This is a genomic window from Vibrio sp. E14, assembly GCF_020515785.1.
In the GTDB taxonomy this organism is placed as follows: Bacteria; Pseudomonadota; Gammaproteobacteria; order Enterobacterales; family Vibrionaceae; genus Vibrio; species Vibrio diabolicus.
Window position 1 is genome coordinate 452703 of sequence record NZ_JAHPJI010000001.1, and the last position, 19132, is coordinate 471834.

Annotated in this window: 4 protein-coding genes; all 4 read left to right on the forward strand. The window is 43.6% G+C overall.

What is annotated here, in order from left to right:
• Nucleotides 1-58 precede the first annotated feature (58 nt).
• The 4 genes from LIX84_RS02025 (at nt 59) to LIX84_RS02040 (ending at nt 19055) form a co-directional block, all read left to right on the forward strand.
• The gene (locus LIX84_RS02025) at nt 59-10600 is read left to right on the forward strand and encodes a tandem large repeat (RefSeq protein ID WP_226420483.1); all 10542 of its coding nucleotides are present in this window, start codon (nt 59-61) and stop codon (nt 10598-10600) included.
• 767 nt (nt 10601-11367) lie between these two features.
• Nucleotides 11368-13119: a hypothetical protein gene (locus LIX84_RS02030; protein ID WP_226420484.1), complete on the forward strand. Its 1752-nt coding sequence runs from the start codon at nt 11368-11370 to the stop codon at nt 13117-13119.
• Between the two features lie 72 nt (nt 13120-13191).
• Nucleotides 13192-14316, forward strand: coding sequence for a Tricorn protease domain-containing protein (locus LIX84_RS02035; RefSeq protein ID WP_151515697.1), 1125 nt, complete (start codon nt 13192-13194; stop codon nt 14314-14316).
• Nucleotides 14313-19055 carry an OmpA family protein gene (locus LIX84_RS02040; protein WP_226420485.1) on the forward strand — a complete coding sequence of 1581 codons (4743 nt, stop codon included), beginning with the start codon at nt 14313-14315 and terminating at the stop codon, nt 19053-19055. Before LIX84_RS02035 ends, LIX84_RS02040 begins: the two co-directional genes overlap by 4 nt.
• Nucleotides 19056-19132: the final 77 nt, after the last annotated feature.

The following is a 19132-nucleotide window of genomic DNA, read 5'->3' on the forward strand; positions in this document are numbered from 1 at the left end:
GTTGAGAAAATATTTTACAATAATATAATCTCGGCAAAATATATTTTGCCAAATTACTATGTTCGCTAAAAATACGCTGAAATTAACATTAGGTCTTACGCTTACATCTCTTTTATTGAGTGCATGTGGTGGTGGTGATGGAGGAGACAACACACCTCCAGCTAGAAGCAAAGGAAGCATTTCCGGTATGGTTTTTGACGCCCCTGTAAATGGCGCAAAGATTGAGGTTTTCGAGTTCAAAAATGGAAACTTAGGCCGGAAGTTGGCTAACACGACGTCTGATGCGTTCGGAAACTATCTGTTAGAGTTTGAATCGTCTTCAATGCCTCTTTTTGTTGTTGCAAAAGAGGGGAGTTATACCGACCCGTTTACGAATGAAACGGTATCAGTGAGCAATGCGAAGACACTTAAATTTGAAGGTGTTGTGAACTTTAAAGAGGGGAGTGAGCAAAAGTTAATGCTTACTCCGCTGTCGAACTTGGCAGCAGGCTTGGCAAAGTACAAAATTTCTCAAGGATCCACAGATGAGAGTGCCTTTTCAACCGCTTTGGATAGTATCAATAGCATGTATGGGTTTGACGTAAATGAGACCAAACCTATTGATATAACCAAAGGTGGGCAAAGCAGTTTTGCTAGTGCTGGGCATCAATACGGCGCTTTATTAACTGCATACTCGTCTTACTCTTACGATCTTATAAAAAAATACGGCAACAGCGATAACGTCTACACTTCAATGCATTTCGCTGACATCCAATATCGGGATGTTATTGCAGATGGTGTTCTTGATGGTCTTGAAGTGAGCCAGACTTCAGGAGCAGTGACTCCCCTCAGCTTTGGACAGAAAAAGATAAATAGCGACATTTATACACGTGATTTATCTCAGCATGTTCTGATCGTGGTAAACGATCCAAGTGTCAATATCTCTGGTACTGATGCCGCAGACTATGTCGACTTTAGTAAGAAGCTTAATGACCTAGGTACATATGGCAGTACTGATGGCGTCATTCCGCCGCGAGATGGTACGGATATCGATACAGATGCGCCAATAGTTATTCGTACGGACAGTGATGTGCTCGCTGGCACCGATAAAGTTGATCTAAAGATTGTTGATGATATCGGTGTAGAAGACGTATCTGCCTTTATTCAGTATCAGGTCAATGGCTCTTGGTCTGGTGAATTTCAATGTAACGACATACAAGATTTTGGAAGCACATTCTGTTCGGTTGAATTTGATGATTTTGAAGTTGGCCTTCGAGAGACCAACGTTAAAGTTAACATTAATACCAAAGAGATCGATAGTGTGGATATGAACCCTGCCACAGGGCTCTCAAACGTAACAGCAGCACGATTAGTCTTATATACAGCGGATGTACTGGGTAATGAGCTAATTTTAGGTAGCCATTCGGGTCTTCATATCGATTTTGAGTGGGATAACGATGCGCCTGTTATTGATATTACATCGGCGAGTGCAATTAATAATCAACTTAAAGAGTATGTTCTGAAAGGGGTTGTAAAAGAAAGCTCGCAAGAGATTAGTTCGGTCAGTATTTCATTTAAAGATGGCTTACATGAGGACGTCACATGTTCTCCTGTCACTGTAGAGTCTGGAAATGCTTGTGAGTTTAGTAAGGCTTACCCAACTGATGAATTCCTATCTACGACGGTCTTTGAGGTTCGAGCGAAGGATAGCAAAGGTAATACGGGCACCAGTCAGCATGCAGTAAGTCGTGACGATCAAGCGCCAGCACAAACGATTACTTATCCTGAAGGTGCGTCAATGACGTACGTAAATGTCGGTTTAGATGGTGAACGAACCACTTACGATGGTATCTACTCTCAAGATACGTATACCCCAGACAATGTTCAAGCGAGCCGTGATTACCTAAAGATAGACTACGCTTACGCGAGTATAGGCATTCAGAATTCATTAAAAGGGGTAGATTTTAGTAACTTCAACGCTAACTTGTTGAAAGAGAATAAAATCCCTTATGTTCGTGTGAAAGTATCGGACGTAAATACCGATACGGTTTTAGGCTCCAACGCCAATAAACTTAAGCTCGTCGTCAAGTATTATGTCAGCCAAAATAACGATAACAACTACTCACTTCAGCAAGTTATTGATACAACCGCATCGGATGATGACTACATCGCAAAAATTCCGCACGAAACGCTGTTAGATAACAATGGGCGAGTAGAGGATGTCATCTATTATATTCCATTTGTAAGAGATATTTTGGGTGACAGCTTTAAATCGGTATCAGAAAACAGTAGTCAAAAGTTAGTCATTCAAACCGTCGATGAGTCTGATAACGAAAGCACTCCAAGAGAAGTATATTTTAGAAGTAGCTTTGATCTGCCAACTATAAAAGTGGTGACACCATTTATTGGTGCGCGAGCGCAACTTGAAGGGTTGAGTCCAAATGGTGAATTCACTTCACTTGCGAGTTGTACCACTATCCAACAATTGGAAAGTGACCAATCAATGGCTCTTGACGTCGCGAGTTGTGAAACCACAACTGATGTTGTGAATTATGACTTCATGCGTGTTCGTTTAATTGGTATCGAAGGCAGCGAGCCATACTACTATCAATGGAAAAGAGATCCAGGAACCAAAAAAGTAACGGTTGATTTAAACAAGGCCAATATTGGTGTGTACTTTAAGCTCAATGGCTCCCAGACTTACTATATTACTGAACTATCGACATATCAGACTAGCTTGTTTGATTTCCAGTGGGATCAAGTCACTGCCGGAGAGAAAACTTCTGAGCGTGCGATTCAAATTCTTGATGAGGTGCGCTACGCGTTATCAGGCACGAACAACAACTCATTCTTTGGGTTTGATCCAACGGTTGTGCCTTATGCAACCAATGAAATGCTTGCTACCAAAGCGATTCCAGAAAAGCCATCAAACGATTATCTACACCGATTTCTTGTCGAAGCCATCGATAGTATTGCTCAAGGAATGCCGAGAAATAACTCATTAGATTTTGCCTCCGCTATTTACGATGATTTGAGCTTTGATGGAAAAGCGAATGGTATTGGTGTTGGTGGACGTCAGGTTATGCTCGATTCTTATCAATTCGGTTCCGATACTTATCGAAAGGATTTAGCGCAATCGTATTACGAAATCATGGCGAGCAAATACGGTATTGAGACCAATATCGCGCAGCTCTATGCTGATGATATTTCGATGGCTAATCCTAACTTAAATGGTAAGAACATTTTTGATACAGAGGGTAGCAGTATCGATATCTTGCCTCCACAGCCAAAATTAACGATTGAAAGCGGTCGAGAGACGATGGTTGGCAATAGGCTTTATATTGCTGGTGAAGTTGTTTCTAAAATTATCCTAGACGATCCTTCTGGTATTGTAGAAACCGACGCTTATGGTCCGAAGTTTAGCACGATGTGGTATCAAGCCAGTGAGCCAAGCATTGAAATACCGCTGGACATTAACATTGTAGAGAACCCTGGCAACAGCAATGCTTATCGAAAAGAGTACCTCTTTACCCTTAACTCTCAGTCTAGTGAACTAAAAGATATTGTAGAGTTTGCTGTGGAAACCAGTGCCATGGACCCACATGGCAATGCGTATGGTTACGATGGCAAAGCTCCGTTTATAGAAACGGTATTTATTGATAATGATTTCCCTAAAACGAGTTACCTCCCACCTAATGACGTCGATGGTAAACCTGTAGAAGACGGTATTTATTTAAATGCCAAAAATACCCATGAATTGACCTTCAAAGTTGAAGACGTTGTGGGTGACAAGCTTTCTTTAAGAGGTCTTGTTTTCTACCAGCAAACGGGTGAAAAAGTCACATACACACCAGAGGACTTTTCGAATAACTCGAAAGACGCCTTTAAAGTCAAATTATGTACGGGGGAGCTTTGTTCAAATCAAGGCGCGACGATTTACCCGGGTGATGGTGATTGGTTAGTTGTTGCCGCAGCAGAGGACAACTTAGGTAACTCCGTTTCAGAGTTAACTAGCACCGCTCCGAGATTCAATATTCGTATCGACTCTGAAGCTCCTATTGTAAAAAGCGAGCAGGTTCAAAGCCGTTTAGGTGGTAATAACCAATGGACACCTGTCATTGATTGGGGAACGTTAAGCTCTGGCAATAACGTAAAAATAGATCTGCGCCGCGGATCTGGTCAGGCTCTGACATTAGAAAGCTGTGACCCTCTAACAGAGGCGTGTGACGTACCATACCTAGTTGGTGAACAGCCTGACGTCAAAGTCCAACTGGTTTCAAAAGCATTTGATTACGATGAATGGAATGAATTTTACGTCACTGCGACGGACAACGCTTACCCTGCCAATGTCAGTACAACAGGGAAATTCACCTTCCAAGTCGATAACAAAGGCCCCGAAATCATCCTAAATACGCCTTGGGTTGAAGACACATTGTCTAAAGAGAACTATGTCATAGGGCGTGAGTTCAATGTGCGATTTAAATCCGTAATAGACGATTCAGACCTTGAGCAAGTCTCGCTGTATCAAAGTGGTAAAGATTCGCCAATTAAGACAATTGTGCCAACGGATTCATCTAAAGAGTTTGTCATGTCTCTTATCAAGAGTGACACAGATAAAATAGACATTTCTGAAGATGAAAAAACAACGTCATTGTATGTAAAAGCAACCGATATTTATGGTTTTGAGTCTAGTTCTAACACGCACAAGGTTATTCTTGATCGTGATGGACCAACATTAGGATTAAGTGGTTTCAATGCGAATGACTACTACTTAGGTAACTATGTCTTTGACCTAACGGCTCTAGACCTAAATGCAAACGGTGATGTTTCAATTAATGGTGTCAATCGAGAAAGCCTAGAGTATTGGACGTTTAGCGATCTGGAGCCATTACCTGGCTCTCCCGGTACAAAAATCAATGAGGATCTCAAAGTGAGCCTTGGTGATTTAGGTACGGGTACACACAAGGTTCGTTTAAAAGGGTCTGATGTTCGTGGCAACACAACCTTAACCAGTGATGAGCAAGATTTTACCGTCAAAGTGTACAACTCAATCCCGCAGGTGACGCTGGCGATGAGTTACACGGATGGAACGCCAATTACAAACAACACCATCTATCAAGATGGGAATATCGTACTTACGCTTGATATTGTTGATGATAGTGGCGTTGATCGAATTGACTCAACGTATAGATTCTCTGGAGAGCAAAACGGGACTAACTTTACGTTCTCAGAAACCGCAGATGGCACTTGGACGGCAACGTTGCTTTCTACACAAATTGCCAAAGATGGTAATTATGAACTTGATATCAAAGTTTATAACAAAGTTCGTTACCTTGATGAAAAAGACCGAAAGGTTGGAAAAGTAAACCAAACCTTTAGCGTACAGCGTGAAGGCGTGGTTCTAACAGTTGAAAGCCCGCTGGACTTCCAAAATTACTTATCTGATGGTGTTCTTGATGTCACCTTTACTACATTGAGTGCGGTCAAAGCCAAAACGTTAGAGTGTTGGGTTCGTGAAGAGTACAACTCTCTAGATGCACCACCAACTAATGAGCAACCAACTTCTGGTGTTATCAACGTATCGCAAGAACCTTACAGTTGTAGTGTCAATGTTGGGCAAAACATGACGAAAGCACCTGTCACTTTGATCACTAAAACCTTGGGTACAAATGGGCGTGAAACGATCAACAAGTTCAATTTTTCGATGGTGGATATTGATGCACCAACAGTCATTGATGGTAACTCATACAGTTTTAAAGGAAGTGATGTTTGGTTTGATGAAGCTTTGAAGAAGAAGATGCTCACATTTGAGCTCTCTTTCAATGATGCTTTGTCAGGCGTGAATACCGAAAGTTCAGATGAATATCCAAAGTTGGTTCGTAATCTTGGCAACAAAGCTTATACACCAACGACTTGTGCCAAAGGTGTTGGAAATATCAAGTGTACGTATTCTGAATCCTATGCCGATATTATTGATGGCCTGAGTACAACTCAAGAATACAAAATCAAGAACTTATCTGATTTAGCAGGAAACTTGACGCCAGAGCACGATCTACTGCTTGAATTACCTAAAGGTTCGGTAGTCGTCGAAATTACTGATCCGATTGGAAACACAACCATTAATGGTCAGCAGCTTGTCGCCAAATTCAGAATTAAGCTGTATGAAAACTCTAGACTAGACAATGTGATGGCCAGGTTTGGAACGGAATCCTACAACTATAAAGATAATCCGGAGAAGTTTGCACAATTAGAGGTGTGTGCAGATGATCCAACCTACAAGTGTTCAACATTTACAAGTGAACTTCCTAGCGATGCGGATGGAAAAACGATCAGGACAACGATTACCGCAACGGATGTGTGGTCGAGAGTCGGTGAAGCGACCGTTGATATTAAAGTTGACAATACATCTCCAAGTGTTGGCGATGAGATTATCGTAACTGAATCGCCAACAAATCCAGATAATGTTCGTTTTCGTTTCGACATAACGGACACTGGTAGCAGCCTCGCAAAAGTAAACTACTCGGTTTTAAACCCGAGTTATCAAGAAGAAAGAGTAGAGGATGGGAATGGTTCATCTACGTACTTTGAACTACCGAAATCTCAGTTAGAGGGGCGTGGTTCAATCACAGTAGACATCAAAGCGACAGATAGCGTCGGACTGTATTCTGATATCAGAAAAGTCATTGATATTAGTGTTCCTAAAGTCACAGTTGATTTCGATGGAATTACGAGTTTGCAGGGTGGGAAACTGTTTTTAACCAAGGCGAGCCAGCCGTTTACGGTATCTACGGTGGAAGGAGAAAGAGTGAAAGCTTCACAATATTCTGTGGAGCTTATTCCAAGCCTAGGTGATTCCTTGCGTTACTCAGGTGATGTTATCTCATCTAGTGGTAATGGAATGATGAACTTTGCCGTCGATAACCAAGGGTCATATACCCTTAAGGTGACGGTGACGGACTCAGTTGGAAGAGAGAATACAAGCTTTGAATTACTAGGCAAAAGTTATGATGGACAAGTTATCGAGTCTATTGTTGATTATGACGTTCCAAGTATTTCTGGCTTAAGTGCTAATCAAATTTCTAAGGTACCGACAAACGATAAGTATCAGCTAGAAATTAGCGCCTACATTACAGATAAAAATTTAAACCTCGTCACGTCAAAAGCGGTGAGTGGTGGCAGCACTGTGGCTCCTCAAGCGATTACTGAGCCGACAACCGAAGCGGGGCCTTATGTCATAAGCTATTTGTTACCTAAAGGCGATCATACGATCACGGTGGCAGCAACAGACAAGGTGGATAACAAGAGTGAAAGTTCTATTGACGCGCATGTGGAAGCGGCAACCGTTCCCGGGCTAAGTATCTCTACCGCCTCAAGCGCCCCTCTTTTTGGAGGCGAAGAGATTACGCTCGCGTTTAACTTTACAGAAGAAGTTACGAACTTTGATATCTCAGATGTCCATCTTGTCGCTAGTGATAGCGGTGCAACAGGAACGTTAAAACAAGATACTTGGTCGACTTCAGACAATATTACGTGGACGGTTAACTATGTCAGCCCAGAAAAACAAGATAAAAATATCACTATTCAGGTAGAAGACAATAGCTATCAAAGTACCAACACAATTCCTGGAAAAGGAAGCAGCTTAAGTATCGCGGTTGAAGGAGCCTTACCAAAACTGACCAATGTGACATTTAACCCCGAGCATCAGAGCGTGGGGCAAAGCGTGAGTGTCTCGCTTGAGTTTGATAAAGAGCTCCAAGAGGCGACCGCTACGCTTGGCGGCAATCGCATTAGTTCTCTGTCAGCAACGGCAGATAAAAAGGTCTGGGTTGGTGATGTACAAGTTCCGAGCACCACGCTGTTAAGTGTCGACTTGGTTGTTAGTCAGTTTAAAGATTTGACTGGTAACATAGGGGAGGATAACACCGCTCACGAATTACCGATCACACCGACCTTAGCTATTACGCCAGTGGGCAGTATGGATGAAACGCATGCTGCCACGCTACAATTCGAAGGTACGTCGACACGTTTTGACGGTCAGTCCCTGCGTCTTGAAGTGAAAGCCCAAGGCAGCGCGACGGTACTAAAAAGCGGCAGTGCGACAGTACAAGCCGGTGGCACTTGGACCAGTGACGTAATGGATATGAGTCACCAAACCAATGGCACTTACACCGTGATGGTAACGGGGACGAACTCAGCGGGCATTGAAGTGAGTGAAAGCCAGAGCTTTACTCTCGCGCAATCCTTGCCAACGCTGACTAACGTGACGTTTACTCCTGAGCATCAAGCCATCGGCCAAAGCGTGACGGTAACGCTGGAATTTGATAAAGCATTGCAAGCTGCCACTGCGGAGTTAGGTGGTACAACGATCACTTCATTAGTGGCAACCGCGGACCCAAGCGTTTGGACTGGTGATGTGGTGGTACCAAGCACGTCAGAGCTCAATGTGGCGTTGCTGGTTCGTGACTACCAAGACTTGTCAGGGAATACCGGTAGTCAGAACACGGCTTACTCCATGCCGATCACACCGACCTTAGCTATTACGCCAGTGGGCAGTGTGGATGAAACGCATGCCGCCACGCTACAATTTGAAGGCACGTCGACACGTTTTGATGGACAGTCCCTGCATCTTGAAGTGAAAGCCCAAGGCAGCGCGACGGTATTGAAAAGCAGCAGTGCGACGGTACAAGCCGGTGGCACTTGGACCAGTGACGTAATTGATATGAGTCACCAAACCAATGGCACTTATACCGTGATTGTGACGGGGACGAACTCTGCGGGTATTGAAGTGAGTGAAAGCCAGAGCTTTACTCTCGCGCAATCCTTGCCAACACTGACTAACGTGACGTTTACTCCTGAGCATCAAGCCATCGGCCAAAGCGTGACGGTAACGCTGGAATTTGATAAAGCATTGCAAGCTGCCACTGCGGAGTTAGGTCGTACAACGATCACTTCATTAGTGGCAACCGCGGACCCAAGCGTTTGGACTGGTGATGTGGTGGTACCAAGCACGTCAGAGCTCAATGTGGCGTTACTGGTTCGTGACTACCAAGACTTATCAGGAAACACCGGTAGCCAGAACACGGCTTACTCCATGCCGATCACGCCGACCTTAGCCATCACGCCAGTGGGCAGTGTGAATGAAACGCATGCCGCCACGTTACAATTCGAAGGCACGTCGACACGTTTTGATGGACAGTCCCTGCATCTTGAAGTGAAAGCCCAAGGCAGCGCGACGGTATTGAAAAGCAGCAGTGCGACGGTACAAGCCGGTGGCACTTGGACCAGTGACGTAATTGATATGAGTCACCAAACCAATGGCACTTATACCGTGATTGTGACGGGGACGAACTCTGCGGGTATTGAAGTGAGTGAAAGCCAGAGCTTTACTCTCGCGCAATCCTTGCCAACACTGACTAACGTGACGTTTACTCCTGAGCATCAAGCCATCGGCCAAAGCGTGACGGTAACGCTGGAATTCGATAAAGATCTGCAATCCGCAGCGGCGGAGTTAGGCGGTACGACGATCACCTCATTAGTGGCAACATCGGATCCGAGCGTTTGGACTGGTGATGTGGTGGTACCAGGCTCGTCAGAACTCAATGTGGCGTTACTGGTTCGTGACTACCAAGACTTGTCAGGGAATACAGGTAGCCAGAACACGGCTTACTCCATGCCGATCACGCCGACCTTAGCCATCACTCCAGTGGGCAGTGTAGATGAAACGCAAGCCGCCACGTTACAATTTGAAGGCACGTCGACACGTTTTGACGGTCAGTCCCTGCGTCTTGAAGTAAAAGCCCAAGGCAGCGCGACGGTATTGAAAAGCAGCAGTGCGACGGTACAAGCCGGTGGCACTTGGACCAGTGACGCGATTGATATGAGTCACCAAACCAATGGCACTTATACCGTGATTGTGACGGGGACGAACTCAGCGGGTATTGAAGTGAGTGAAAGCCAGAGCTTTACACTCGCGCAGTCTCTGCCAACCTTGACTAACGTGACGTTTACGCCTGAGCACCAAGCCATCGGCCAAAGCGTGATGGTAACACTGGAATTCGATAAAGATCTGCAATCCGTAGCGGCGGAGTTAGGTGGCACGACGATCACCTCATTAATGGCAACCGCGGACCCAAGTGTTTGGACTGGTGATGTAGTGGTACCAGACTCGTCAGAGCTGAATATGGCGTTACTAGTTCGTGACTACCAAGACTTATCAGGAAACACCGGTAGCCAGAACACGGCTTACTCCATGCCAATCACACCAACAATACATCTAGATGCTATCAACGATGTTGCTGGAGTGGAAAGCGTGACAATAAGTGGTAGCAGTGAACGATTTGAAGATAGTGAGTTCATAGATATCAAAGCAGTCGACGCTGATGGTACAGAAGCCACAGGCATGGCAACCGTGTTTTCAGACTCATGGACAATTGACTTAGATCTTTCAGGACTGAAAGACGGGGCGGTGACGATTTATGTGAATGGTACCAACAAGCTGTCTGCCTCTGCCGAAGAGGTCCAAGCAACATTTAACTATGATCGTTTCGCAAGTACAGCCTCCTTAGGTGCTGTCTACAACCGATATTTTAGTGAGAACAAAACTTTAAAAAATGCGGCATAAATAAAGCGAGCGTTTAGCTCGCTTTATTTATTTGGGACTTTTTGTGATATTTATCAAAATAATTGCCTTTATTGATAAGTTACTCGAATTAATGAATCGCCTTAATACAAGGCTGAATAACTATAATAACTAGGCCAATGTTGCTTTTAGGTGTGTATGACGTGATTGTGATGGTCGCTCGGTAGATGCTGTGGTGAATGTGTCGCGTTGAAAATCTTTTTAAATATTATATATTTACGAACGTTTCTATACTCTGTGTATAGTGTTCTGCATGAGGTCGATGGGTAATACCTCGCCTCTTTAACACGCGATGAAGCAAATTTAATCCTAGCAAGCTTCAGAGCAGTTACTTTTGTGAGTGCGTAATGCGCTCACCTTTTTATTTAAACTTCCTCAGTAACAGTCAATTTGTTGTTTGTTGCTGAGGAGGGCACCTCATCAGCTTCTGACTTTCCGAGCGCTTACCTCAAGCTCACGTTATTACAATTTTTGTTAACTTCAGTCCATAAATTAAATTTTTTTAGAGAGTAAGATTTTACCATTTTGACAAAGTGGGTGATGTTACTGGTTTCTGTTGTGGTTAAATTGCCCATTTTGATAGTAAAAATCACCACTTTTATGGTGTTTTTGATTTTAGGCGATTTTTCTATCTCGTTGAAAATAAATGGCTAAGTAAGTAGGATACGTAGACCAAATCGTACTTGTAAGCCTTATCAGCTTAATTGTCACCGCAGCCATATTTACGATGTTGGTTGTGGAGAATTCAAATGCATTTAGTTTGCAAATTTATACCTAGCTCGAAGCTATCCTCCAACGAGCTATCTTATGTTCTTACACCGGACGAGTGTATAGGGCAGCTTTCGCGTTTGCGCAATTCAGATGACATCCTTAGAAACCTCCCTAAAGAGTTGGCGCAAAAGATTTCCATCTCTGCCAAAAAAACGACCAGCGCATTGCTAGCTGCTATAAGAATCGAATTGGGAAAAGGCAATTGGGTGTCATTATCTACCGTTGCTCGTCGGTCGCCATTGACGGACTCTCAGCTGCAAAGTTTCCCTAGACTTAAAACACTCGTTGACTCTGTATCTGCTTCGAATGAAAGCAAAGCTTTTAAAGCGGGTTATAAGCAGGTTACTGACGATGTTGCTTTAGTTCGTAGTTACACGCATGTCCCCTCTGAGCCAAGCCCAGACCAAAAAATCGTTGTCGAGTTTGCAGGGCAGTGGTCTAGCAACGCGGCATGTTTGATGTTAGGTAAAACCGAAGCTCAAAAAGAAAAAGTCACAGTAGGCAAGGCTGATACAGAAAACAAACACCGCAGCCTCGCGACATTTAAAGATCTCGAAGCTGAGGGCAAAACGCTCTATATCAAAATCCCTTGCACTGACCAGCCTCAGCCGATTTTGCTTAAACTCGCCGAAGACCTGCAACCCGTTGATAAAGATACTCAGATGGATGAGTGGGATAACGTGTTGGTGCCTGTGGTTCCGCTGCACTTCCCTGGTAGCGATAAATCAGATGAAGCTGCAGAAGTGTTTAAATCAGGCTACGTGTATGTTGTTTGGAACAATAAAATTTGGCGCGAAGTGGCAATTACGGAAAATGGTTACTTTTCAGATACGGACATTAATAGTGTTCGTGAAGGCTCTAGACCCAAAAGGCACGCCGATATCTATATGACCAATCCTGAAACAGGCGGTGTTTTCGCTTATGAGCCTTTCCAAATCGTGCAGAACGGCAAGGTGGTAAGTGAAGGCTATTTGAATGGCTCTGGAGAGGCTCGAGTGTTCAACTTATTTGAGGAAGAAGTTGAGATAGTCATGACCGGCTATGAGCCACAAATCAAAGAAAAGATTGAAACAAATTTGAGCCCTATTAATGCTTCTAGCCCAGTGGAGCGGAGCGCGCAAGGTTACCCTCTCCCGCATATATGGCTTCCTTACAAGATTAAAGGTGAGCCTCAAGAAGTATATTTGGCTTATAACAGTAAACGATTGAGCGAGAGTGAACTATCTGAACTAGAAAGTGATCCCGGAACCAAGGCCATAAAAGTCACTGATCTTAACCATTATAGCAGTGAGAAAAGCTTTAAAATTGGAGACGGTTCTGTTCGCCTGCTCTCAGTATTACCAAGTGCTGCGACCTCAAAACCTGAAAAATACGCAATGTTACGAAGCCAGGTAAATAAAAATGTAGCGGTCGTGTATTTACTTAAATCTGTCGAGATAGTTTTCGAATATCCGGGTTATACGACGCTGGACGAGTCAGATGATTACTTTGAGTTAAGGCAAAGCGATGGTGATTGGTCGCAGCGAGTGTGCTTGCGCCAATGTATAAAAAAAGAGAATGGTTCTAGGTTGATTCGTTTTACTGGTTGGCCTGCAGAGGTTAAAGAAGTGGATCTTCTCCGTGGTTATCAGGGCAATAGTCATCACGGAAGAGATAATAAAACGGTCATTTTTGCTCAAACACCCATTGCGGATTTACTGGCTTATAAGAAAAAAGATCAGACAAGTTAACAAAACAACTTATTCGGGTTGCGTTGTCACACCATTAAACGCGATCGAGAAAGATAACGAAGAGAATATAAGATGAATCTACGTCATACATTATGCTTGATTACTTTAGCGGTCTTATCTGGCTGTAATCAAGAATCGGCCAAGGAACCTGAACAACACGCGCCAAAACCTCAGACGGTTCAAGACCGAATCGCAGAAAAAAATGCTCAACAGTGGGAAGATGGTCGTGTTTATATCACAGAAAACAATTACGTTATTTATGACAAAGAGACGGGTAAACCTAAACACTTTATTTTTAAAGCTAAAGAATGGCCACGTGAAGATCTCACCAATGAAGGCTCTTATGATTTACCACGTGTAGTGTTTCGTTGGGATAACGCCCGAAATGAAGCGAAAGACCACTATGATCAAAGGGATAAAGTGTGGAGTATCAAAACGGATGGGACAGACTTACGTCTGGTCGCAGATGAGTTTGTTGGCAAAGTTCGTCTAATGCGTGTCTCTCCAAATAATCGCTACTTGGCTTTGGCCTATTCGGCCTCAGAAGGGATGTTTAAAGTAATTAAAGATCTTAAGACGGGTGAGTATATTGAACTAGGTCGTTCACGTGGCTACCCAGAGTTTCTATGGGCAGAAGACAGCAGCTATCTTTACTACGTAGACAAGTTTAAAGACTGGAAGTACACCTTAGCGACAGGCGACAAACAGCAAGTAGACACAGAGTTTAATGAGTACTCCGTGATTTATGATGGCAAGCGTTATATGGTCGATGAATATGGGGTTGGTGTCTTTGATGAGCGCACGGGAAAGGAGCTTTACTCGATAGTGCCGGATAGTTCACGTTCTGCAGATGAAGCCCGTTTTCGTAAGAAATCAATTAGCCCAACGGGGCGCTATTCTTGGGCCGAAACTAGAACGCACCGTTATCTTATTGATACCCAAAGTAGAACCTTCCAATCAGAAGAAATCGTACCGCGAGCGGTAGGTAAACTGCGCTATTTTGAGATTTTGAGTAAAGATGCGAATTATGCTCGGGATGGAGCGGCACGGGCCATCCTCAGTAAACTAAAAGAAAATAAAGAATTTGGTTCTTATTTAAAATGGGAGCAAATAGGGACGGGCCACAGTGCCAGTAATTCTTCTCTTTACAATGCCTTTGCCAACAATGGTGATTTTGTTAAAGGGGATGAACTGTGAGCACTCATGATACCTGTAACGCGATACCTTTGCGTGCCAATTACTATTTGTTTGGTGCTTATTTTCCTGCTACTCAGGAGGGTAGAAAAAACGTCTATCCAACTTGGCACGAAGAGCCTAGCTTGCTTAAAAATAAAGACGTGACTAATCTTCGCCCTTTAGCGAAAGTGCCGATGCTTAACGTCACCGATAGCGATAGGCCTAAGCTTTGGGCTACCGACCATAAATTTAAGTTATGTTCACTGGGTAATGGAAAGCCCGATCAATATGGGACTTTTGAGGTCCTGACACCAGAGCACACAATTCATGCGTTAGGTAGGGATCTACCCAAAGAGGGTGAGCAGACCTTCACTTTCCGCTTTCCGCCCTTGCCTTTAATAGCTTCACTTTCTGAGTTAAACCCCAAAGAGTTAGCTACAAAAGTTGCAGAGTTGAGTAGCCAGTTGGAAAACAGCGAAGCAAAACTCACCTTGACAGAGGTCAGCATTGAACAATTGGCTAAGCCTTACGAACCAGCTGCGAACGAGGGGCTCAGCGAAGAACAGGCAGAATATAATAAGTGGTATGAAGATGTAAGTGAATCGGGAGAGACACTAAAAGGCTTCGTTTTACCTGTTGTGGCGAGTTGCGCTGTGGTTTTTTCTGATCAAGGCTATGAAAGTGCGACGGTTACTTTGCAAAAGTTTGATTCAACCAAAGAAGGTGGGGAATACAAAACGATAGGCTCTTCAGTACAAGCGGCATTACCTGAAGATGAGCATTCAGAAGAAAATGCTAAGCAATATCCATGCGCGATGTTTCACGTTGATCCTGCTGATTTTAAAGAAGGCTTATACAGTATCCGTGTCGAATTTATTCCAAGCCAGATGAAAAATGGCGTTCCACAGTTCATTAAAGACGCTCATATTCAGCAATTTTCTGAAGGTTTAGATACAGTCTACACTTACGAGCTACGTGAACAGATTACCTTTTCTTCAAGCACTCCGTTAGGGAAATTTGCTATTGTCAGTGGCGATATGATCTCCCTTGAGGAATCCTTGATTTATCAATACCCTCAGTACTTTGGAAATATGAAACATTACCTTCACGGTAATGTACAAGGTGCAACTGCCAATACGCCAGCTTCAAGAAGTATTGCGTTACTCAAGAATATCCGAGATGTGTCTGCTCAGCTAGGAGCAGGGCTGCTGAGCGGTAGCTTGCAAGACACTTTAGACCGTGATGGCCGCCAAGCGGTGTTTAATAACGTCTCGAAACTGTATTGGGATGCAGTTAAGTCCGAGATGCCGCCTGCGATGAAAGCGGCGGGCGAATTGTATTACGGTATTTACAGTACGAAAGAAGCGCTTGATAAATTGCAGGAACTCCACAATCCAGCTATCGCGGGTATTGGTTGGAAGGCGCTATTTCACGATAAGGTTTTTAACACCAATGAAGCTCGGGCAAGCGCACTAGCACTTTCTTTAGAATCACGTCTGGGTAACCGACGTGTGGTTGCCGGGCGAGTTGCGGAAGCTTGGCTTTCTGGTGGTAAAACCGTTGGTTTTAATGGCTTCGGAACGGGACTGACAGCACTTAGTTTGTATAAAAAAGCTAAACAGCTGGTTAATCAAAATAAAAAGGTTGATAAAGCAGAGCAAGGAACAGAAGAAGTTACAAAAGACTACCTTGCTCAAATTCCAGTTTGGAAGACAGCTAACCATATCCAGGAAGAAAAACTAGAACAGGCTTTAAAAGATGCGCGTGATCAATCTGGCAATCAGATTGACGCCATTCTCGTAAATAGCTCTAGAGGCGCAGGAATAAAAATAGAATTTGCCTTTAACTCGCGTGAAAAAGAGTTAAAGGATCATGCATCTATATTTAAACAGCTTGCTGCTTCTCTTGCCAACGTTTTAGAGAATGAGCCAAACCTTAGAGTAGAGATAGAAGGGCATGCTTGCCAAGTCGGTACCGAGAAAGCAAATATGCAGGTCTCGGCAGAGCGCGCAGAATATGCGAAAAAACTGCTCATGAAGGAGTTCCCTGTTTTTGAAGGTCGTGTTTCGGTAGCCGCTTTTGGTGAAAGTAAACCTGTCTATGTTCCCAAACAAGGTGAAAAAGTCGACCGCAACAACCCTAATCTAAGACAAAACCGTCGGGTTGTAATCCGTATTTACCTGCAATCCCTGAACATATTCTTTCATCCCAGTCGCTATGGCTCGCATGCAATGGAACGCTCTAGGCTTGCTCTAGAAGCTGAGATGGTTGCGCAAGATAAAGCAGAAGTCGCACTGCGAATGGCGATTTTTGACAGTGTCGTTGACGTCGCTTCCTATATTCCTGCTATAGCTCCTGCGGCAAGAGGGTTTATGCTTGCCATAGAGGGGTCAAAGACAGCAATATCTGCGGTGAAAGTGATTGATAGTTTAATGTTGGACTCCTTCCTAGAAGAGTTAAAGCAAAGCCATGAGGTTGTCAGTGAGCTTGAAAGGCTAGCAAAAATACATATCGAGTTACTTAACGATTTGCGACGCAGTAAGGTAGATGTAGGTATTGAATGTAGGTCTTATCAGGAACTCATTACTCACCTTGAGAGCGAAGAAGTTCGTAAGGAGGTGTTAAAACGCTACCAACTACGAGCGCTTGCTATTAATGGCTTAGTGTTATTACTTGCTGACCTAGGATCTCAAACCAAACGGAATTCTAATATCTCGTTTAGGTTTTTGGTTGAGCGTTACAAGGTGAAGGAATACATTGAGAATTACATTTTGAGCGATGATTGGTCTGTACATACGATCAAAGGAAACACCTTAGCGGCTAACTGGAAGAACCGTTGTGATAACGAGTACTACATCGAATTATCGACAAATATGCCACAAGGTGCACAGCATTGGCCTGCTCCAATAACAACTAATAGCAAAGTTTCTCATCTCTCTATAACCGAAAACAGGGATAGCCTTAAAGCGGCAGGTGCATTTAATCAAATCTTCCCGATACAAACTATGTTGTTTGAACATCCAAATGAAACGATGTTTGATAACTTTACCGAGTCATTTAACCCGCAGGGAAGTGAGTTAAAGAAAGATGAAATCGGCTATTGTCGAATACTAGTTCAGTCAGCTCGCTATGCTGAAAGTGATGAACCGGAATGGATGTCATACGATAGTTGGATTCAGCAATCTAGCAACAGTCGTCTAGGTCCATACGATAAAGTGAAAGTGCAGTTGGTACTTAAAAAAGAAAACAAGTATGCGAAACCAGTTACTATTGGCTACGATCGCGTCGACGGGCTCGAAAATATTAAAGGCCCAGCTTTCAGTGACTGGATGTTGCCAATGAAGGTTAGTGACTTCAAAGCTGATCCTGATGGGCGAATAAGTGCTTTTTACAAGCAACAGGGGATTGATGACGGCGCTACGTTGATTGCTATTGAGCATATTCCCTCATTCCGCTTCGGTGATGTGATGATCGACGGTATGAAACCAATGACCTCTAAAGCAAAGCTAATATTCTCTGATGCAATGTTCAGTATGGCAGTTTCCGGAGCAGCGATATCGGGTCAGCCAAGCGACTATTTTGCAGAAGCGGATTCCTTTAAGCGCTATGTAAAAGGCGGAGGCTTCCAAAATATGCGTTACTGCTTGGGAATTAGAACGAATCAAGGGCAACATAGTTTTTACTTACCACAAGAGTACAGTCTGGGGCAGAAGTTTGATGATGCCGAAGATGAGTTGCAAATTGGCGCTTTAAGTACAGAAACTAGACTGGTTTTGCTTGATACCTATTTGGGAGAGCAGCAACTGCGTCTACGTGAACAGGACCTTATGGTAGAGAGCTTTACCTTAATGGCAAGTGAGGGAGACAAAAATACCATCCCTATACTTCATGGCATTAAACAGCAAGTGGTGGCTATAGACACCAAAGCGTCTGGTTTGAACTTTTTCAGTGAAAGAAAATGGTACCAATCGGCTGATAATATCTGGCGTGATGGTTTCTCATGGGGAAACAAAAAGAAAGACGATCCTGCCAGTATTTATGTACTGATTTTGGGTGAAAGTCATGAAAAAGCACTTTATGAACGTTTGGGTATGTCGTGGGAAGCAGTGAATATGTGTATTCAACTGGCGCTCGACGGAAATGATGGTAAGCCAGTTAAAGGTCCTCTTTACTTCACCGATATGTATCATATTGGTGAGTTTGTTCATAAAAACGAAGAGTGGATGTTTACTGAATCTATTTCAGAAAACCATCGAGAACAAGTTGATGCCATGAGTGAGTTTATAGGTGAAGCAGTAAGCAGCCTCACTAAAGAGAATGAGCTATCTAAGAGCAAAAGCTATACGATGTACTGCATGAGGTTTAACTTGGAATATGTTGCACCAACGGGAGTTAGGTTAAAAGGCCTAAGACCGTTTGGTGGTGTAATTGGTGGTAAAGCGAACTTGGAGCTTTCGGTTGCTCATCTAAAACAAGTCGGATTAAATGGAGTTGATGACTATGATATTGGTCGTGATGCTGTAATTTCTATTCCTTCTTTAAATGCGGATAGTGCTTTGGCAGGTAATTTCTTTAGTGATATGCCTTGGCTAATTGAGAAAGAGTCGACAGAGGAAGGCGTAGACAAGTCTGCGGCTGAAACTTGGAAGCAGTACAATGAATCTCAACGCAAGAAATGGTTGAAAAATTGGATTGAGAAACAACCTGCGGTAACTCAAGCACCCAAGCCCTTGGAAAAGTCACTTGATAACCCTTCCTAGATGCAAAAAAACCGCCTTCGGGCGGTTTTTCTTCTCTTACCAACGGAAACTGAAGTAAAGTTTTCTCGCTTCTCGCT

What these genes read in the sequence shown, in the direction of transcription:
- LIX84_RS02035 (WP_151515697.1), top strand. Translation starts at nt 13,192, where the DNA reads ATGAATCTACGTCATACATTATGCTTGATTACTTTAGCGGTCTTATCT.
- LIX84_RS02030 (WP_226420484.1), top strand. Translation starts at nt 11,368, where the DNA reads ATGCATTTAGTTTGCAAATTTATACCTAGCTCGAAGCTATCCTCCAAC.
- LIX84_RS02025 (WP_226420483.1), top strand. Translation starts at nt 59, where the DNA reads ATGTTCGCTAAAAATACGCTGAAATTAACATTAGGTCTTACGCTTACA.